The organism is Pseudomonas sp. RSB 5.4, assembly GCF_037126175.1.
Taxonomy (GTDB): Bacteria; Pseudomonadota; Gammaproteobacteria; order Pseudomonadales; family Pseudomonadaceae; genus Aquipseudomonas; species Aquipseudomonas fluorescens_H.
This window is the reverse complement of the sequence record NZ_CP146986.1, coordinates 3,046,376-3,063,645: the sequence shown is the minus strand read 5'-3', so window position 1 is coordinate 3,063,645 and position 17,270 is coordinate 3,046,376. Positions and strand designations below refer to the sequence as shown.

Below are 17,270 nucleotides of genomic sequence, written 5' to 3'. Positions count from 1 at the left end.
TGCACAGAAGGGGAAGATTCCCGTTCCGAGCCACGCCATGCCGAATTACTTCGATGCCGACCATCGCCAGCAGATCGAAACCCTGCGCCAGCGCTTCACCGCCCGCACCGAGTGGCCGACGTGGCTGCTGTTGATCGGCGTGTATGGCGGCTGGTTCACCATCATCCTCAATAGCGCCTGGCTGGGTCGCGGCTTGAGCACCTTGTTGCTGATTCCGCTGCTGGTGCTGTGGCTGTCGGTGCAGCATGAATTGCTGCATGGGCATCCAACCCGATCGGTGCTTTTCAATAAAATCCTCGGCTACGCACCCTTTGCGGTGTGGTATCCGTACACGCTCTACCGCGACAGCCATCTGCTGCATCACCGCGATGAAGACCTGACCGTGCCCGGCATTGATCCGGAAAGTCGCTACCTCACGGCAGCACGCTGGCAGGGCAGTTCGCTGTTTGAACGCAGCCTGCACTGGCTGAATAAAACCGTAATCGGCCGGTTCATCATTGGTGCCCCGCTGGGATTGATCGCGCTGGCCGCCGAAGAACTGCAACGGCTGAAAAACCGCGAGCGTCAGGCCTGGCTCATGTGGCTGACCCACGGAGCCATGACTGTACTGATGCTGTGGTTCATCGCTCGCTACAGCGTGCTGCCGGTCTGGCATTACCTGCTGCTGATCAGTGTGCCGGCGCTGTCGATCGCGATGATCCGCTCCTACTATGAACACCGTCCGCATGCACAACCGGAACAGCGCACGGTGCTCAACGAAGCCGGCTGGCCGTGGCGCTGGCTGTTTCTGAATCTGAATTTTCATCTGGTGCATCACGATCTGCCGGGGCTGGCGTGGTATGACTTGCCTCGGGCCTACCGTATGCGCCGCGAGCAATGGGTGGCGCGCAGTGGCGGGTTTCTGGTGCAGGGTTATGGGCAGTTGTGGCGGCAGCACGGGTTCAGACCGATCGACAGTCCGCAGCATCCTTTCCACTAATCTCAAGAACACCACCAAACCCCTGTGGGAGCGGGCTTGCTCGCGAATGCGGTAGAACAGTGACATGTCTGGTGTCTGACACACCGCTTTCGCGAGCAAGTCGAATCGTCGCACCGCCGCTCCCACAGGGGTAAGTATTTGCAGGGAAATAACGTGTATGACCCAACACCATCTCGAACTGCTGATGTACACCGCCCCCGAACCCATCCGCGCGGCCAATGAGCGCTGGATTGCGCGCATTCTCAAGCAACTTGGGCATGCTCGCCTGAGCGCTGAAGGCTTGTCGTTGAGCGAACTCTGGTTGTCGCCTGATCTGCTGCTGACCCAGACCTGCGGCTATCCCTTGATGACCTTGCTGCGCGGTCAAGTACGCATCGTCGGTCGCCCGCGCTACGAATTGCCCGACGCCACTGCCGGCAATCATTGCAGCCTGATCCTCAGCCGTGTTGACGATTCGCGCGAAACCCTGGCGGATTTTCGTGGCAGTCGCGGGGTGATCAACAGTGACGACTCCAACAGCGGCATGAACCTGTTGCGCCATTGTCTGGCGCCGCTGCACCGCGACGGGCAGTTCTTCGGCGCGGTCGGCATCAGTGGCGCGCACCGCGAGAGTCTGCGCTGGTTGCGGGACGGTCAAGCCGATCTGGCGGCTATCGACAGCGTGACCTACGCCTATCTCGCTCAGCATGCGCCGGAAGAAGTCAGCGGTTTGCGGGTTGTGGCGCGCAGTGCGTTGAGCCCGACGTTGCCGTTTATCACGGTCGCTACCGCTACTGATGAGCAGATCGAACAGTTGCGCCGGGTTATGAATCAGGCGTTGCGTGAGTTGCCGGATGTGGCGCAGACGTTGGGATTGCCTGAGGTGCTGCCGGCCAGTGAAAGCGATTATCGGGTTGTGCTCGACTATCTGCGTGAGGCTGAAGAATTGGGCTATGGCCGCTTGCGCTAAAGATCGCAGCCTTCGGCAGCTCCTACAGGTTGAACGCTTTCCAATTGTAGGAGCTGCCGAAGGCTGCGATCTGTTGCTCTTATATCTCCAAAAAGAATATAAAAATGAAATATAAATATTATTAATGCATAAGGCGCCTTGCTAGGATCGCGCCACCGGATCACCGGACATTCAGCGACCCTTACCCAGGAGCCCTTATGTCCGGCGCCGACACCGCTCACCGCTATCATCTCGACGCTCTGTTCCGCGCCCATTACCGCTGGCTGTGCACGTACCTGCGCCGACAGCTGCACGACGCCGCAGGCGCGGAAGACATCGCTGCCGAAACCTTCGCGCAATTGCTTCAGGCGCCCAGTATCACGGCGATTCGCGAACCCCGCGCGATGCTCACCACGATTGCTCAGCGCTTGCTTTATCAGCGCTGGCGCCGGGTGGATCTGGAGCGCCGGCATGCGCAGCAGATCGACGTCGAGTTCGCGACCTCGCCTGAAGAAATCGCCCAACTGAGCCAGACCCTCAAGCGCCTCGATCACAGCCTGCAACGCCTGCCGGGCAAAGTCCGCTCGACCTTTCTGCTGGCGCGGATCGATGGCCTGACTTACCCGCAAATCGCCGCCGAACTGGGCATCTCGCAACGTTCGGTCAGCGTTTACATGACCCGCTCCCAGGCCCTGTGCGACCGCCACAGCGCCAACCAAATCCTGACAGACAAGAGGTCCGCATGAGATCGATCAAAACCCTGCTCGGCCGTTCGTTACTGGCGCTGAGCCTGAGCGTCGGCGCTGTTTCGGCGGCGGAAAAAACCGCACCGATCCACTTCGGTGACATCACTTGGGAGAGCGGCAGTTTCATCACCGAAGTGCTGCGCCTGATCGTCGAAAAAGGCTACGGCTACCCGACCGATACGCTGCCGGGCAGCACCGTCAGCCTGGAAGCGGCGTTGGCGAAAAACGATATTCAGGTGATCGGCGAGGAATGGGCCGGGCGCAGTCCGGCGTGGGTCAAGGCGGCCAATGAAGGCAAGGTCTTCGGTCTGGGCGATACCGTCAAAGGCGCGACCGAGGGCTGGTGGGTGCCGGAATACGTGATCAAGGGCGATCCCGAACGCGGGATCAAACCGTTGGCCCCGGAGCTGAAATCGGTGGCCGATCTACCGCGCTACAAGGACGTGTTCCGCGACCCGGAAGACCCGAGCCGCGGACGTTTCCTCAACAGCCCGACCGGCTGGACTTCGGAGATCGTCAACAGCCAGAAACTCAAGGCCTATGCGCTGACCGACAGCTACGTCAACTTCCGCACCGGCTCCGGCGCGGCGCTGGATGCCGAGGTGGCGTCGTCGATCAAACGCGGCAAACCGGTGCTGTTCTACTACTGGTCGCCGACACCGCTGCTCGGGCGATTCAAACTGGTGAAGCTCGAAGAGCCGCCGTTCGATGCCGAAGCCTGGAAGACCCTGGCCGATGCCAACAACCCGAATCCCAAGGGCACCCGCTCGATGCCCGCAAGCCTGGCGATTGGCGTGTCGGCACCGTTCAAGGCGCAGTATCCGGAACTGGTGTCGTTCTTCGAGAAAGTCGATTTGCCGATCGATCTGCTGAACCAGACCCTGGCCGGAATGAGCGAAAAGCGCCAGCCACCGCGGCAGGTCGCCGAAGCGTTTTTGCGCGATCAGCCGCAGGTGTGGAAGGCGTGGGTGCCGGGGGAGGTGGCGAGCAAGGTGACGGCGGGGCTTTGAGTTTCTGCCGGTTGATCTGCGTTGTTTGAACGGACGCCTTCGCGAGCAAGCTCGCTCCCACACTGGGTCTGTGGCTTGCCCGAATCCAGTGTGGGAGCGAGCTTGCTCGCGAATGATCTAAAGACCTACACCGCTTCCGCCGCCAACGCCGCGATCACGGTCGGTCGCCGCTCAATCCGCGCCTGAAACCGCGCCAGCGCCGGCCACTGCGCCAGCTCAATCCCGAACAACCCGGCCCAGCGAAGCACCACAAACAACAACGCATCCGCGACGCTAAAACCGCTCGGCAGCAGATACTCCTGCTGCTCCAGCACCGCGACCAACACGGCAAAACGCTTGAACAACTTCTCCTTGATCGGTTCGGCCGGCAGACGCTCATCGAACAGTGCGCCGAAGCCGCCGTGGATCTCGCTCGAAATGAAATTCAACCACTCCTGCAAACGCAGCCGTTCGAAACTGCCGGGCGCCGGGGCCAGCCCTGATTGCGGTTGCAGATCCGCCAGATACTGCAGGATCACCGCCCCCTCGGTCAGTACCGCGCCGTTGTCCAGTTGCAATGCCGCGACGTAACCCTTGGGGTTGATCGCAAGAAAGTCTTCGCCGCTGGCCGTGCGCTTGCTGCGGTTGTCGACGCGGATCAGCACGAAAGGCAGCATCAGTTCGCGCAGCACAATGTGCGGCGCCAGCGAACAGGCTTGCGGGGCGTAATACAGCTTCATCGGCAGTTCTCTGGTAGGGATTTGGCGCCAGTGTCATAGTGCGCCGCACCCTCGGTAAAATTAATCTTTCAGAAACCTGCCATAAGGACAGCTACTGGCATGATGAACCTGATGCATTGGCGGCTGGTGGTCGCCGTAGCGGATCACGGCAACATCACCCGTGCTGCCGAGCGGGTCGGCATGACCCAGTCCGGCGCCAGCCAGGCTTTGGCGCTGATGGAGGAAACCCTCGGCGTGCAGCTGTTCAGCCGCGAAAGTCGCCAGACCTTGCCGACCGCCATTGGCTTGCCGGTGATCGAGCAGGCGCGGCTGATGCTCGGTGCGTTGGAGACCATTCGCCAGACTGTCGATAGCGTTCGCCCGATGCTGCGCGGGACGATCCGCCTGGCGAGTTTCCCCATGGTGCTGGCGAGTTTTCTGCCGCCGCTGCTGCGCCAGTTCAATCGGCTGTACCCGGGGATCGAAGTGGTGGCGCTGGAGGTCAGTGACGATGAGGTCGAAACCCTGCTCGCGGCCGGTCTGGTGGATGTTGGCGTGGTGCTCAACCCGGCACCCGAGCGCAATGCCGGGCCATTGGGTCGGGATGAATGGGTAGCGGTGGTGCCGGCAGGGCATCCGCTGGTGCTGCGAGGAACCGAGCAGGGCGTCAGCCTGCAAGAACTGACGGCGCAGCCCTTTGTGCTGGCCACCGGCGGTTGCTCGACCAACGCCCGCAGCCTCGCCGCCGAAGCCGGGTTGCAGCTGCAGGACGTGCGGGTCGAGGTGCGCGAATGGAGCAGCGCCTTCACGTTGGTGCGGGAAAACCTCGGTGTGACCCTGGTGCCGGAAATGACCTTGCCGGCCGATCGTCAGGGCTTGCGCGTGATTGCCCTGCAACCACGTATCGAACGGGTATTTTCACTGGTATTACCCCCGGGACAGGCCGCATCGGCGGCGGTGCAGGCATTGCTGGATCTGGTTGCCAATCCGCTGATGACGTCCGGGCGCTGAACCGATTCTTGTGCAAAAAGTGCCAGATACTGGCCGACTAATGGCCTTGCGCGCGGTATTGCGCTGTCTATGCTCTCCTGTAACTAACTGTGTCGGCCAACCCCGGCCGCCGCTGATTAGCCTGTCAGAGTGCGCAATCAAGGCACCGATCTGTAACAACAAGGAGCAATCATTAAATGGAAGTTCTTCGACACGTTAGGGCTGGCCCGCTCGCGGGCTATCAAGAGAAGGATGTCTTGATTAGAGCGTCGCGGCATGGACACTCCGATTGAACGTCATTTATCACCTGACAACTTCCTCCCGTGGAGGAATGCGTGTGCCTGTTCTGTGGAACGTAGTGGTGGATTCTGAAAGACCTGACTTTCATCAAATCAAAAGACCGCGCGGAAGGTGATACAACCATGTTCAACCTACATCACAAGGCTGACCTGCAGGAAATCGAGCGTTTCAGCTGCGCCTTGACCGAAGCCAACGCCAAGCTCGAAGCGATCAGCCGTTCGATGGCGATGATCGAATTTACCCCCGAAGGCATTGTTCTGGATGCCAACGAAAACTTCTGCAAGACCATGGGTTACGGCGCCGAGGAAGTGCGCGGCAAACATCATCGGATCTTTTGCGAAGAAGCGTTTTACCGCAGCGAGGAATACGCAAAGTTGTGGCGCGATCTGGCCCGGGGTGAACCGATCAGCGGCACGTTCCTGCGCTTGAACAAGAGCGGCAGGGAAATCTGGCTCGAAGCCAGTTACATGCCGGTTTATGGTCCCGACAAACAGGTTCGAAGTGTGATCAAGGTGGCCTCGGACATCACCGCCCGGGTCAACAAAGAGCACGAAGAAGAAAGCATGCTGGCGGCGATCAGCCGTTCGATGGCGGTGATCGAGTTCACCCCGGAAGGCAATGTGATTACCGCCAATGACAACTTTCTGAAAACCATGCAGTACTCGCTCAACGAAATCGTTGGTCATCACCACAGTATGTTCTGCCACCGTGCCGAATCCGAGTCGGCGCAATACAAGGCATTCTGGGCATCGCTCAATCGCGGCGAATATCACTCGCACCGTTTCGAGCGCAAGAACAAGTCCGGGCAGATGGTTTATCTCGAAGCCTCGTACAACCCGCTGTTCGACACCAAGGGCCGTTTGTACAAAGTGGTGAAGTTCGCCAGCGACATCACCCAGCAGATGACTACCTTGCAGAACGCCGCGGAATCGGCCCACAGCACTTCGGTACAAAACGACGCCTGCGCGCAAAAAGGCTCACAGGTGGTGCAGCAAACCGTGCAGATCATTCAGGACATTTCCCGCGACCTCAACGAAGCGGCGCTGAGCATCGATGCGGTGAGCAAACAGTCGGACATCATCGGCAGCATCGTCCAGACCATTCGCGGGATCGCCGATCAGACCAACCTGCTGGCGCTCAACGCCGCGATCGAAGCGGCCCGGGCCGGTGAGCACGGGCGCGGGTTCGCGGTGGTGGCGGATGAGGTGCGCAGCCTCGCGGCGCGTACCAGTCAGGCGACCCTGGAGATTGTCGAAGTGGTGCGCAAAAACCACGACCTGTCGCTGAGTGCGGTGTCGAGCATGCAGTCGAGCCTGAGCCGCACCGGGCTGGGTGTGGAACTGGCGAATGAGGCGGGGGAGGTGATTCTGGAGATTCAGCAGGGATCACGGCATGTGGTGGATGCGATCAGCCAGTTCAACGATACGTTGCAACTGAACTGACACCCCTCAACAACTGTAGGAGTGAGCCTGCTCGCGATTGCGGTACATCAGTTACTGATCCAGTGACTGACACACCGCATTCGCGAGCAGGCTCACTCCTACATTGGTTTCTAAGCGACCTTCAGATCACAGCGAAGCGAGAAACTTGTTCGCCAGTTTGTCGCTGTCCTTGACGTCATTGCTGTTTTCTTTGTCCGACTGCGCCAGTTTCATCTTGTCCTGCAGGCGCTCGGCGATCTCCTTGCCGATGGCCTGCTGCTTCTCCGGCGGCATGGCTTTGATGTCGTCTTCGGTGAGGCCCATGCTCTGAAGGACACTGTCACGCAGACGCTGTTCCGGCGACTTGCTCATGTAGTCCTTGAACGCGTCGGTGGCCGAGGTGCCGGTAGTGCTGCCGGCAGCCGTGGCGTCGGTGGTTTGCAGGCCGACGCGGGTCTTGGCGAAGGCTTCGTCGACGTTATCGCTGATGCGCGTGGCGGCGGCCACTTGCTGAGAGGCGATCTGCGTGGCCGAATCCTGGACCGTTGAAGTCGCATCGGTGGCTTGCGACTGGGTCTGATTCTGCAGCGATTGCAGCATGGCGCCGTGCAGGCCGCTTTGCAGACCGGCAGCGGCGGTCGTGGTCGCGTCTTCCGCCAGCCGCTTGGGCAGGTGGATGAGCTGCTGCTGTTTGGCACTGACCAACATCATGATGGAGACCTTTGGATAATTGCTGACGGGCGTATCCGAGCAATTACCGTGCCTTTGCAGCAAATTCCACTATTTCAAGGAGTTGCTGCTCTGGCATGCGCAACAAAGCGGTCATCCCTTGCCGTCAGGCGGCAGAGGATGACCGTGCGGCCGTCAGCGATGGGCAATGTTTTCCAGCGCCAGATTGCGCGTGCGCGGGCCGAACCAGCCGATGGTCAGCATCACGATCAGCATGCTGCTGACGATGAACGCGAGCACCCCGGGCGTGCCGAAGTGGTCGAGGAACAGCCCGATCAACAGGCTGCTGAACACCGTCGACAAGCGACTGAACGAATAACAGAAGCCCACCGCCCGGGCGCGGATGTTGGTCGGGAACAGTTCGCTCTGGTACGAGTGATAACTGAAGCTCAGCCACGCATTGCAAAAGGTGATCATCACCCCGCAGAAGATCAGGCCGAAGGCGCTGGTCTGCAACGCGAACAGAGTGCCGAAGGTCATCGCGCCGAGGGCCGAGCCGACGATCTGCCATTTGTTCTCGAAACGGTTGGCAAACTTAACGAACAGCAACGGCCCGAGCGGGTAGGCGAGGGTGATGATGAACGCGTACATCAGGCTGTGGGTGACGCTGACGCCCTGGCCGGAAAGCAGCGCCGGCAACCAGTTGCCGAAACCGAAGAAACCGATCGCCTGGAACACGTGAAAGACGATCAGCATCAGTGCCCGACGGCGATACGGTGGTTGCCAGATATCGGCGAAACGACCCTTGCCTTCGACATCCACCGGGACGGCTTCGGGGGCATCCAGCGGTTGGCGGTGATCCTTCTCGCAGCGTGTTTCGATGTTGTCGAGAATTCTGTTCGCTTCATCGAACCGCCCATGCTGCGCCAGCCAGCGCGGCGACTCCGGCAGACGCTTGCGCAGCCACCAGATGAACAGCGCAAACACCGCACTCGCCAATACCACCCAACGCCAACCGGACACACCGAACGGCGCCTGCGGCACCAGCCACCAGGACATGAGTGCTACCGCCGGCACCGAGAGAAACTGCACGAAAAACGCGAAGGCAAACGCCGAACTGCGCATGCGTTTGGGCACCAGTTCCGAGAGGTAGGCGTCGATGGTCACCAGCTCGATCCCGAGGCCGATGCCCACCAGAAAACGCATGCAGATAATGCCCAGCGCCGAGCTTTGAACGCCCATCAGCACCGTGGCCACCGTGTACCAGACCAGCGCAAAAGTGAAGATTGCGCGGCGGCCGAAACGGTCAGCCAACGGACTGAGCAGACTGGCGCCGAGGAACAGGCCGAGGAAGGTCGCGGAAGCGAAGGCCGCCTGATCGGAGAAACCGAACACGCCCTGATTGCCGGTGGCAAAGATCCCGTCGCGGATCAGCCCTGGGCTGATGTAGGCGGTCTGGAACAGGTCGTAGAGTTCGAAGAAGCCGCCGATCGACAACAGCGCCACCAGACGCCAGATCGTGGCGACGGCAGGGAGGCGGTCGATGCGGGCGGAAATCTCGGCGGCGCGTATCGGGTCGATGCCGTCGCGTTGCGCGGGGGCGGGGGCATGAGCAGTCATCGGCTGATCCATTTTTTATTGATGGAAAAGCTTAGCCTGCTACCGGAGTGGAGGGGTTGTGAATATCGGCGGTTTTCCCGGGAATACCGCCGATTTTTTGCAATAACTGCTTACGAATTAACGATTTATGCCGCAGCGGCCGAATCGGGCAGCGCTGAGGCCGGCAAGCCGAAGAGGCGATCGAACAGCCAGTTGAAGGCAAACGTGTAGCACGGGATGAAGATGATCAGTGCCAGATCCAGCAGGAACGCCTGCACCAGACTGATGTTCATCCACCAGGCGATCAGCGGAATCAGGAACACGATCAGCGTCAGTTGAAAACCCACGGCGTGGGCGATGCGCCGTTTGACCGTGCGGGTGCGCGACTTCTGGCGGCTTTCCCAGTGCTCGAACAGCGAGGTGTAGATGAAATTCCAGGTCACCGCGATGGTGGTGATGATCACCGCCAGCGGGCCTGTGCTGCCGGGCGAAGTGCCGGACAACAGCGCCAGACCGAGGGCCGAGAAGGTCATGCCGATCACTTCGTAGAGCGACACGTAGACCAGTTTGCGTTTGACGCCTTGCATGGGGATTTGCCTCTTTGTTGCAACGTGTTGGCCAGCGGAACTGGCGAAGACGGCGAAAGATAGCTTCAATAGACATGACAGAAAAAGTCAGCAGCTTTCAGTTTTGGTGATAGGTAGGTGAAGTGAATTTCAATAGCGACAGCATCGAACTGTTTCTGGCGGTGATCGAGCGTGGCTCGTTCTCCGCTGCTGCCCGCGCTTTGGGCCGGGTGCCTTCGGCAGTCAGCATGGGCATCGGCAATCTGGAGGCGGAGCTTGGCTATCCCTTGTTCGACCGCAGCCATCGCGAACCCCAACCGACCGCGATGGCGCTGTCACTGGTGCCGCATGCGCGGCTGATCGCCGAGCAGCTCAAGCAACTGCAGGTGCACGCAGTGGAGCTGTCGCTGGGACTGGAGAGCAAGCTGTCGATTGGAGTGGTGGCGGATATCGACCGGCGCCGCTTGCTCGCCGCGATCAAGGTGATTGCCGAGCGCCATCCGCTGCTCGACATTGAAGTGCTGACCGCACCGCAGGACGACGTGCTGGCGATGCTGCACAGTGGTCGCGTCAGCGTCTGTCTGGCGTTTGCCGGGTTGAGCATGAACGTACTGGAGCGTTTTCAGTTTGTCGGCAGCGAACGGATGATCGCCACGCTGGCGGCGGACAGTCCGTTGTTGCAGGGGCAAGATCTGTTTCTCGAAGACCTGGTGCATGTGCGGCAGATCGTCGTCGCCAGCCGCGACTTGCCGATCAGCGAGACCCGACCGCTGGTGGCCGAATCGCACTGGCGCACCGACACCCTGGAGGCGGCGCTGGAGATGGTCGAGGCGGGACTGGGCTGGGGCAATTTTCCGTTGTCGGTGGTGCAGCCGTGGCTGGACAGCGGGCGCTTGAAGCGACTGAATTTCCGCAATATCGAGAATGGCCTGGTGCTGCCGGTGCACGCGGTGTGGCTCAAGAGCCAGCCGCTGCAGAAGGGCGCGTTGGCCCTCGTCGAATTGCTCGGTCACTGAGCCCAACACAAACCCTCTGTAGGAGCGGGCTTGCTCGCGAAGGCGTCGTGTCAGCTGGCATTTGCTTATCTGGCACACCGCCTTCGCGAGCAAGCCCGCTCCCACAGGGAGATTGGGTTTCACCTTGGCATTTGTGACCATCCGAGGGATTTCAGAGGTCAAGTACTCTCGCGAATCTTCAGTTCAAAGCCCATATCCTCAACCGGTCGCGCCACGCTGTTGCCGGCCATCAACGTCAACATCTGCTCCGCCGCGCGCCGGCCGATTGCCTCGCGCGGGGTGTTGATGCTGCTCAGGCGCGGCACCATGTGTTCGGACATCGGCAAGTCATTGAAGCCGAGGATCGCCACCTGCTCGGGGATCCTGATCCCGTTGCGCAACGCTTCCAGCAGCGCACCCTGCGCGAGGTCGTCGTTACCAAAGAAGATCGCATCGACATCCGGATGCGCCGCCAGCAGTTGCAGGAACAGCTCGCCGCCCAGGCCAACAGACGAGGAGCGCGGGGTCAGCACTTCCAGATCCGGGTCGTAGCGACCGGCCTTTTGCAGGGCTTTGCGGAAACCTTCGCCGCGCAACAAAGTGCGCTGATCGAGTTGTGCGCCGATATAGGCCAGACGCTTGCGCCCACGAGAGAGCAAATGTTCGGCAGCGGTTTCGCCGGCATTGAGCTGGGAGAAGCCCACGCAATTCACCCCGGCGGCGCTGTCCAGTTCCATCATGTACACGCAGGGAATGTTGCTGGCCTCGATCATCCGCCGTGAACTTTCAGTGCGGTCGAAGCCGGTCAGCAGCAAACCGCGCGGCTGATAGGCCATGTAGTTGCGCAACAGGTTTTCTTCTTCATCGCGTGAGTAGTGGAAGTTGCCGATCAGCACTTCGAAGCCCTTGGGCGTGAGTACCCGATGAATGGCTTCCAGCGTATCGATGAACAACAGGTTGGACAGCGACGGCACCAGGACCACCACCGAATGGCTCTGCGCCGAGGCCAGTGCGCGGGCGGCAGGGTTGACCACGTAGTTGAGTTCGAGCGCGGCTTTCTGCACTTTTTCCACCAACTCGGTGGCCACGGTGCTGACCCCGCGCAGGGCACGGGAGGCGGTAATCGGGCTCACGCCGGCGAGGCGGGCAACTTCATTAAGGGTGGGACGGCCGGTGGTGCGAGTGTTTTTATCGTTTTTAGGGGTGGTCATCGGGCGGCTTGCCAAACAAAAATCAAGGCACTAAGGTAGCGCTGTCCTGATGCAGCTGCAAATGCGTAAGCGAGGTCCTGCCTGATCTCGCTTTTTGGCGTTGGGGCGCAAACCTGCTGCAACCCAAAAAAACGACAAGAAGGCGTCGGCAACTTCTGCCTGTGCACTAGAGTCATAGCTAGCAAAGGTAGCGCTGTCTGCGCGCTGAGGTGTTATATGAGTCATCCCATCACCGCCCTGGTCATCATGGGCGTTGCCGGTTGCGGCAAGACGTGCGTCAGCGAGGCCCTGTGCCAATTGAGCGGCGCCACTGCCATTGAAGGCGATACTTTTCATCCGGCCGCCAACATCGAAAAGATGAGCGCGGGGATCCCCCTGAACGACGACGACCGTGCCGGCTGGCTCGACAGCCTGTGCGATGAACTGCGCCGTGTCGACGCCCTTGGCGAGCGTCCGGTGCTGACCTGCTCGGCCCTCAAACACAGTTATCGCGAAGTGCTGCGCAGTGCCTTGCCGGGCCTGGGCTTCGTGTTCCTGGAGCTGACCCCGGAAGTGGCCGCCGACCGCGTATCGCATCGCCCGGGCCACTTCATGCCGGCGACGCTGATCGAAAGCCAGTTCGCCACCCTCGAATCGCCGGTCGGCGAGCCGCTGACCCTGGCGCTGAATGCTTCGATCCACAGTGTTGAAGAGCTTGCCGCGCAAGCCCACGTCTGGTGGCAGGCCCATGGTCTGAAACAGGCGGTATGAGTGTGTTCATGCAGATAGCGCAGTCCTCACGATTTCTGTTCAACCCGCTTTAATAACAACAACAAGCCAGGAGACACCCCCAATGTTTGGCATGTCCCACGACACGTTTCTGCTGCTCGATGCAGTGGTCACGGTAATCGGGCTGATTGTCCTGATTACCAAGTTCAAGATTCACCCCTTCATCTCCCTGACCATTGCCGCTGCCTTTCTCGGGCTGACGTCCGGCATGCCGATCGGCACCATCATCAAGGCGTTCCAGGACGGCTTCGGTGGCGTGCTCGGTTTCGTCGGGATCATCCTCGCGCTGGGCACCATGCTCGGCAAAATGATGGCCGAATCCGGTGGTGCCGATCAGATCGCCCAGACCCTGATCCGCGCCTTTGGCAAGGAACGGGTCCAGTGGGCGATGATGTTCGCCGCGTTCCTGGTGGGTATTCCGCTGTTCTTCGAAATCGGCTTCGTGTTGCTGATTCCGTTGGTGTTCATCGTCGCCCGGCGTACCGGTGTGTCGATCATCAAGATCGGTATCCCGCTGCTCGCCGGTCTGTCTGCGGTACACGGTCTGGTGCCACCGCACCCGGGCCCGCTGCTGGCGATCGGGGTATTTGGCGCCGACATCGGCAAGACCATTCTCTACGGTCTGATCGTCGCGCTGCCGACTGCAATCATTGCCGGTCCGATCTTCGGTACGTTCATTGCCAAGCACATTCCCGGCACGCCGAATCAGGACCTGGTCGATCAACTGGCCCGTGAGAACGACGAATCGGCCAAGCTGCCAAGCTTCAGCATCACCCTGATCACCGTGCTGCTGCCGGTGTTCCTGATGCTGCTGAAAACCTTCGCTGACGTGGCGCTGCCGGACGGTCACTTCTTCCGCACCTGGATGGACATGATCGGTCACCCGATCTCCGCACTGCTGCTGGCGTTGCTGCTGTCGCTGTACACCTTTGGCCACAAGCAGGGCATCGGTTCGCAGCAGATCCTCAAGTGGCTGGACGCGAGCCTGGCGCCGACCGCCGCGATCATCCTGATCATCGGTGCCGGTGGCGGCTTCAAGCAGATGCTGGTGACCAGCGGCGTGGGCGACGTGATCGGCCACATGGCGGTCAGCGCGCAGATCTCGCCGATCCTGCTGGCGTGGCTGGTGGCGGCGGTGATTCGTATCGCCACCGGTTCGGCCACCGTGGCGACCATCACTGGCGCGGGCATCGTGGTGCCGGTGGTGGGAATGATCCCGGGCGTCAACCGTGAACTGCTGGTGCTGGCCACCGGCGCCGGTTCGCTGATCCTGTCCCACGTGAACGACGCCGGTTTCTGGCTGGTGAAGCAGTACTTCAACATGACCGTGGCCGAAACCTTCAAGACCTGGACCGCGATGGAAACCATCCTGTCGGTGGTTGCGTTGGGCTTTATCCTGCTGTTGTCGCTGTTCGTCTAAGCAGCTTCTTGCAGACACAAAAAAACCGCAGCGATGCGGTTTTTTTGTGGGTGACGGTATCAGGCTCAATACATTACCCCTGTGGGAGCGGGCTTGCCCGCGAAGGCGTCGTGTCAGTCGACATCAATGTTGTCTGAACCACCGCATTCGCGGGCAAGCCCGCTCCCACAGTGTGACGTGTTGTCAGACGGCTTTCGGTGCTAATCCATCCGCCCGGAACATCCCGCGAATCCCGCGCACTGCCTGACGAATCCGGTCCTGGTTTTCGATCAGCGCGAAGCGCACGTGATCATCACCATACTCACCAAAACCCACCCCCGGCGAGACACAGACCTTGGCCTCGGCCAGCAGCTTCTTGGCAAATTCCAGCGAACCGAGGTGCGCATAAGCCTCGGGAATCTTCGCCCAGACGTACATCGAAGCCTTCGGATTCTCGACCATCCAGCCCAGCTCATGCAGGCCTTTGACCAGCACGTTGCGACGCTGGCGATACTGCTCGGCGATATCGCGCACGCATTGCTGATCGCCTTCCAGCGCGGCAATCGCCGCCACTTGCAGCGGGGTGAAGGTGCCGTAGTCGTGGTAGCTCTTGATCCGCGCCAGCGCGTTGACCAGCTCCGGGTTGCCGACCATGAAGCCGATGCGCCAGCCGGCCATGTTGTAGCTCTTGGACAGGGTGAAAAACTCCACCGCGATGTCCTTGGCGCCGGGCACCTGCATGATCGACGGGGCTTTCCAGCCGTCGTAGACGATGTCGGCGTAGGCCAGGTCGTGCACCACCAGTACGTCGTACTGTTTGGCGAGGGCGATCACCCGTTCGAAGAAATCCAGCTCCACGCATTGCGCGGTGGGGTTGGACGGGAAGCCGAGGATCATCATCTTCGGTTTCGGGATCGAGCCACGGATGGCCCGTTCCAGCTCAGCGAAAAAGTCTACGCCGGGCACCAGCGGCACCGAACGCACCTGGGCGCCGGCAATCACTGCGCCGTAGATGTGAATCGGGTAGCTCGGGTTCGGCACCAGTACCGTGTCGCCCTGATCCAGGGTCGCCAGCATCAAGTGCGCCAGGCCTTCCTTGGAACCGATGGTGACAATGGCTTCGCTTTCCGGATCGATATCGACCGCGTAGCGTTCCTTGTACCAGTTGGAAATCGCCCGACGCAGACGCGGAATGCCTTTGGACGTGGAGTACCCGTGGGTGTCTTCGCGCTGTGCAACCTGCACCAGTTTTTCGACGATGTGCGGCGGTGTGGCCCCGTCGGGGTTGCCCATGCTCAAGTCGATGATGTCTTCACCACGACGCCGCGCGGCCATCTTCAGCTCGGCGGTGATGTTGAAAACGTAAGGGGGGAGTCGATCAATGCGCGCAAAGCGGCGCGGCGAACCTTGTTCAGCCATTGTTGCCTCGGATAACGTAAGCGCCCGGAACCGTCCGAGCGACGCTGGTCACTGCGGTGACCTGTGGCGGAAGATAAGGGCAGCGATGGCGGACTGTCCAGCGTGCACGACAATAATTTTTCCAAGGAAATGCTTAATGGAATTCACCAGCGGCTTCTTGCTGAGCCTCTCGCTGTGCCTGGATATCGGCGTGGCCAACATCGCAATGATCACGTTGGCGATGCAGCGCGGTTACTTTCAGGGCTTCGCGCTGGGCCTCGGCACCTGCGTCGGCGACCTGATCTACGCGGTGCTGGCGCTGGCCGGGATGACCGTGCTGTTGCAGTACGAAACCGTGCGCTGGGTGCTGTGGATCGGCGGGTCGGCGCTGCTGATCTACTTTGCGGCGAAGATGATCTATTCGGCGATTCACCACGAGGCGCAGTTGGCGGCGACGGCGGAAGTGGGGCAGAACTCGCATCGCAAGGAGTTCTTTCGCGGGATCTTCCTCGCCATGTCCTCGCCCAGCGCGATTCTGTGGTTCGCCGCGGTTGGCGGCACCCTGATCGCCCGCTCCGGTGGCGGCGGCCCGCTGAGCTCGGCGTTGTTTCTCGGCGGTTTCCTGTGCGCCGGGCTGCTGTGGTCGGCCGGTCTGTGCTTCGCCGCGAGCCACGGCGGCAAGCTGCTGGGTGACAAGCTGTTGCGCTATTCCTACATGGCATCGGCGGCGATCTTCTGCTATTTCGCGGTTTACGTGATCGTATCCGGTTATAACGAGTTCGTTGGCTCCGGGGCCGCCGACCAGCTGCACGCCTTGTAACATTGCGAATCGGGTTTGGCTTCTATACTCAGCAGCCGAACCCCTTCTTTTGTTCCAGGAGTCGAGTCATGGATGAGCAAAAACGCGTCGAAGTGGCTGAACCTCGCTTCGAACATGGACACTTCCTGCTGATCGCAGGATTTCGTGGTCGATTTACCCAGGACACCGCCAAGGACATCCCTGCGCTGTGGGAAAAGTTCTTGCCGCACCTGGGAAAGATACAGGGACAAAAAAACGAAGTGACCTACGGCGTCTGCAGCAATTTCGACGGCAAGGGCGGTTTTGATTACATCGCCGGGGTGGAAATCAGCAAGCTCGATGACCTCGACCAGAAGATCTACCAGTGGGTTGAAGTGCTGCCCCGGCAGTACGCGGTGTTTGAGCACAAGGGCCCGCTCGATCAGTTGCCGCAGACCTTGCAATACATCTACAAGACCTGGCTGCCGACCTCTCACTACGTGGAACTGAATGCCCCGGAGCTGGAACGCTACAGCGCCGATTTCAATCCGCGACTGCACACCGGCAAACTGGAAATCTGCGTGCCGGTCGATACCAAGGTCTGAGCCATAAAACATGAGGCGGATCACTGATCCGCCTCATGTTTTCAACCGCGTTTACCCTTGCCCACCCGTCGCGCCCGCAACAGGTCAATGCCCAGGGTGATAAAGCCGAACGTACTGATGCCCAACACCATCAACAGGCCGATTTCAACGCTGCTCATAAGCGGTTCCCCTCAAGGGTGATCAGAGACACACCGCAGAAATAGCCCGCCG

At 60.4% G+C, this 17,270-nt stretch carries 17 protein-coding genes; 11 read left to right on the top strand and 6 right to left on the bottom strand.

Annotated elements, in window-relative coordinates; genetic code table 11:
- Positions 1 to 37: 37 nt before the first annotated feature.
- The 4 genes from V9L13_RS13820 to V9L13_RS13805 all read left to right on the top strand — a co-directional run bounded on the left by V9L13_RS13820 (position 38) and on the right by V9L13_RS13805 (position 3,663).
- The gene (locus V9L13_RS13820) at positions 38 to 979 is read left to right on the top strand and encodes a fatty acid desaturase (protein ID WP_338802783.1); all 942 of its coding nucleotides are present in this window, start codon (positions 38 to 40) and stop codon (positions 977 to 979) included.
- A gap of 157 nt (positions 980 to 1,136) precedes the next feature.
- The gene (locus V9L13_RS13815) at positions 1,137 to 1,928 is read left to right on the top strand and encodes a PhnD/SsuA/transferrin family substrate-binding protein (RefSeq protein ID WP_338802782.1); all 792 of its coding nucleotides are present in this window, start codon (positions 1,137 to 1,139) and stop codon (positions 1,926 to 1,928) included.
- A 197-nt stretch (positions 1,929 to 2,125) separates the two neighbouring features.
- Positions 2,126 to 2,653 carry a sigma-70 family RNA polymerase sigma factor gene (locus V9L13_RS13810; protein ID WP_338802781.1) on the top strand — a complete coding sequence of 176 codons (528 nt, stop codon included), beginning with the start codon at positions 2,126 to 2,128 and terminating at the stop codon, positions 2,651 to 2,653.
- Entirely contained in the window at positions 2,650 to 3,663 is a 1,014-nt protein-coding gene (locus V9L13_RS13805; RefSeq protein ID WP_003227391.1) for an ABC transporter substrate-binding protein, read from the top strand. The genes V9L13_RS13810 and V9L13_RS13805 overlap by 4 nt, the downstream gene beginning before the upstream one ends.
- Positions 3,664 to 3,788: 125 nt before the next feature.
- On the opposite strand, the gene gstA is transcribed toward V9L13_RS13805, so the two are convergent.
- Positions 3,789 to 4,382 carry a glutathione transferase GstA gene (gstA, locus tag V9L13_RS13800; protein WP_103521922.1) on the bottom strand — a complete coding sequence of 198 codons (594 nt, stop codon included), beginning with the start codon at positions 4,380 to 4,382 and terminating at the stop codon, positions 3,789 to 3,791.
- Between the two features lie 99 nt (positions 4,383 to 4,481).
- On the opposite strand from gstA, the gene V9L13_RS13795 reads away from it, so the two are divergent.
- Positions 4,482 to 5,372, top strand: coding sequence for a LysR family transcriptional regulator (locus V9L13_RS13795; protein ID WP_338802780.1), 891 nt, complete (start codon positions 4,482 to 4,484; stop codon positions 5,370 to 5,372).
- Positions 5,373 to 5,773: 401 nt separating this feature from the next.
- Complete coding sequence (locus V9L13_RS13790; RefSeq protein WP_338802779.1) at positions 5,774 to 7,093, top strand: PAS domain-containing methyl-accepting chemotaxis protein; 1,320 nt, start codon at positions 5,774 to 5,776, stop codon at positions 7,091 to 7,093.
- A 126-nt stretch (positions 7,094 to 7,219) separates the two neighbouring features.
- Here V9L13_RS13790 and V9L13_RS13785 read toward each other — a convergent pair whose 3' ends face one another.
- From V9L13_RS13785 to V9L13_RS13775, 3 genes are all read right to left on the bottom strand, one after another.
- On the bottom strand, positions 7,220 to 7,780 hold the full coding sequence (locus V9L13_RS13785) for a hypothetical protein (protein WP_201137088.1): 561 nt from the start codon (positions 7,778 to 7,780) through the stop codon (positions 7,220 to 7,222).
- 156 nt (positions 7,781 to 7,936) lie between these two features.
- Positions 7,937 to 9,361 carry an MFS transporter gene (locus V9L13_RS13780; protein ID WP_338802778.1) on the bottom strand — a complete coding sequence of 475 codons (1,425 nt, stop codon included), beginning with the start codon at positions 9,359 to 9,361 and terminating at the stop codon, positions 7,937 to 7,939.
- Between the two features lie 125 nt (positions 9,362 to 9,486).
- Positions 9,487 to 9,927, bottom strand: coding sequence for a PACE efflux transporter (locus tag V9L13_RS13775; protein ID WP_003227382.1), 441 nt, complete (start codon positions 9,925 to 9,927; stop codon positions 9,487 to 9,489).
- 122 nt (positions 9,928 to 10,049) lie between these two features.
- Here V9L13_RS13775 and V9L13_RS13770 point away from each other — a divergent pair, with 122 nt between their 5' ends.
- Entirely contained in the window at positions 10,050 to 10,922 is an 873-nt protein-coding gene (locus V9L13_RS13770) for a LysR family transcriptional regulator (RefSeq protein ID WP_064588857.1), read from the top strand.
- A gap of 158 nt (positions 10,923 to 11,080) precedes the next feature.
- Here V9L13_RS13770 and V9L13_RS13765 read toward each other — a convergent pair whose 3' ends face one another.
- Entirely contained in the window at positions 11,081 to 12,112 is a 1,032-nt protein-coding gene (locus V9L13_RS13765) for a LacI family DNA-binding transcriptional regulator (protein ID WP_045122601.1), read from the bottom strand.
- 216 nt (positions 12,113 to 12,328) lie between these two features.
- On the opposite strand from V9L13_RS13765, the gene V9L13_RS13760 reads away from it, so the two are divergent.
- Both V9L13_RS13760 and V9L13_RS13755 read left to right on the top strand, forming a co-directional pair.
- Positions 12,329 to 12,862 (top strand): gluconokinase, encoded by a 534-nt coding sequence (locus V9L13_RS13760; RefSeq protein ID WP_003227379.1) that lies wholly within the window; start codon positions 12,329 to 12,331, stop codon positions 12,860 to 12,862.
- A gap of 82 nt (positions 12,863 to 12,944) precedes the next feature.
- Entirely contained in the window at positions 12,945 to 14,300 is a 1,356-nt protein-coding gene (locus V9L13_RS13755; RefSeq protein ID WP_201136783.1) for a GntP family permease, read from the top strand.
- 183 nt (positions 14,301 to 14,483) lie between these two features.
- Here the strand turns inward: V9L13_RS13755 and alaC are convergent, their stop codons facing one another.
- Positions 14,484 to 15,698: an alanine transaminase gene (gene alaC, locus V9L13_RS13750; RefSeq protein WP_003227374.1), complete on the bottom strand. Its 1,215-nt coding sequence runs from the start codon at positions 15,696 to 15,698 to the stop codon at positions 14,484 to 14,486.
- A 136-nt stretch (positions 15,699 to 15,834) separates the two neighbouring features.
- Here alaC and V9L13_RS13745 point away from each other — a divergent pair, with 136 nt between their 5' ends.
- A complete protein-coding gene (locus tag V9L13_RS13745; protein ID WP_201136784.1) occupies positions 15,835 to 16,497 on the top strand; it encodes a LysE family transporter in 663 nt (220 codons plus the stop codon).
- A gap of 68 nt (positions 16,498 to 16,565) precedes the next feature.
- On the top strand, positions 16,566 to 17,060 hold the full coding sequence (locus tag V9L13_RS13740; RefSeq protein WP_226499568.1) for a GyrI-like domain-containing protein: 495 nt from the start codon (positions 16,566 to 16,568) through the stop codon (positions 17,058 to 17,060).
- Positions 17,061 to 17,270: the final 210 nt, after the last annotated feature.

Bases quoted from the DNA above. Each gene is read 5' to 3' on its own strand.
- V9L13_RS13820 (WP_338802783.1), top strand. From the start codon at position 38: ATGCCGAATTACTTCGATGCCGACCATCGCCAGCAGATCGAAACCCTG.
- V9L13_RS13815 (WP_338802782.1), top strand. From the start codon at position 1,137: ATGACCCAACACCATCTCGAACTGCTGATGTACACCGCCCCCGAACCC.
- V9L13_RS13810 (WP_338802781.1), top strand. From the start codon at position 2,126: ATGTCCGGCGCCGACACCGCTCACCGCTATCATCTCGACGCTCTGTTC.
- V9L13_RS13805 (WP_003227391.1), top strand. From the start codon at position 2,650: ATGAGATCGATCAAAACCCTGCTCGGCCGTTCGTTACTGGCGCTGAGC.
- gstA (WP_103521922.1), bottom strand. From the start codon at position 4,382: ATGAAGCTGTATTACGCCCCGCAAGCCTGTTCGCTGGCGCCGCACATT.
- V9L13_RS13795 (WP_338802780.1), top strand. From the start codon at position 4,482: ATGATGAACCTGATGCATTGGCGGCTGGTGGTCGCCGTAGCGGATCAC.
- V9L13_RS13790 (WP_338802779.1), top strand. From the start codon at position 5,774: ATGTTCAACCTACATCACAAGGCTGACCTGCAGGAAATCGAGCGTTTC.
- V9L13_RS13785 (WP_201137088.1), bottom strand. From the start codon at position 7,780: ATGTTGGTCAGTGCCAAACAGCAGCAGCTCATCCACCTGCCCAAGCGG.
- V9L13_RS13780 (WP_338802778.1), bottom strand. From the start codon at position 9,361: ATGACTGCTCATGCCCCCGCCCCCGCGCAACGCGACGGCATCGACCCG.
- V9L13_RS13775 (WP_003227382.1), bottom strand. From the start codon at position 9,927: ATGCAAGGCGTCAAACGCAAACTGGTCTACGTGTCGCTCTACGAAGTG.
- V9L13_RS13765 (WP_045122601.1), bottom strand. From the start codon at position 12,112: ATGACCACCCCTAAAAACGATAAAAACACTCGCACCACCGGCCGTCCC.
- V9L13_RS13760 (WP_003227379.1), top strand. From the start codon at position 12,329: ATGAGTCATCCCATCACCGCCCTGGTCATCATGGGCGTTGCCGGTTGC.
- V9L13_RS13755 (WP_201136783.1), top strand. From the start codon at position 12,945: ATGTTTGGCATGTCCCACGACACGTTTCTGCTGCTCGATGCAGTGGTC.
- alaC (WP_003227374.1), bottom strand. From the start codon at position 15,698: ATGGCTGAACAAGGTTCGCCGCGCCGCTTTGCGCGCATTGATCGACTC.
- V9L13_RS13745 (WP_201136784.1), top strand. From the start codon at position 15,835: ATGGAATTCACCAGCGGCTTCTTGCTGAGCCTCTCGCTGTGCCTGGAT.
- V9L13_RS13740 (WP_226499568.1), top strand. From the start codon at position 16,566: ATGGATGAGCAAAAACGCGTCGAAGTGGCTGAACCTCGCTTCGAACAT.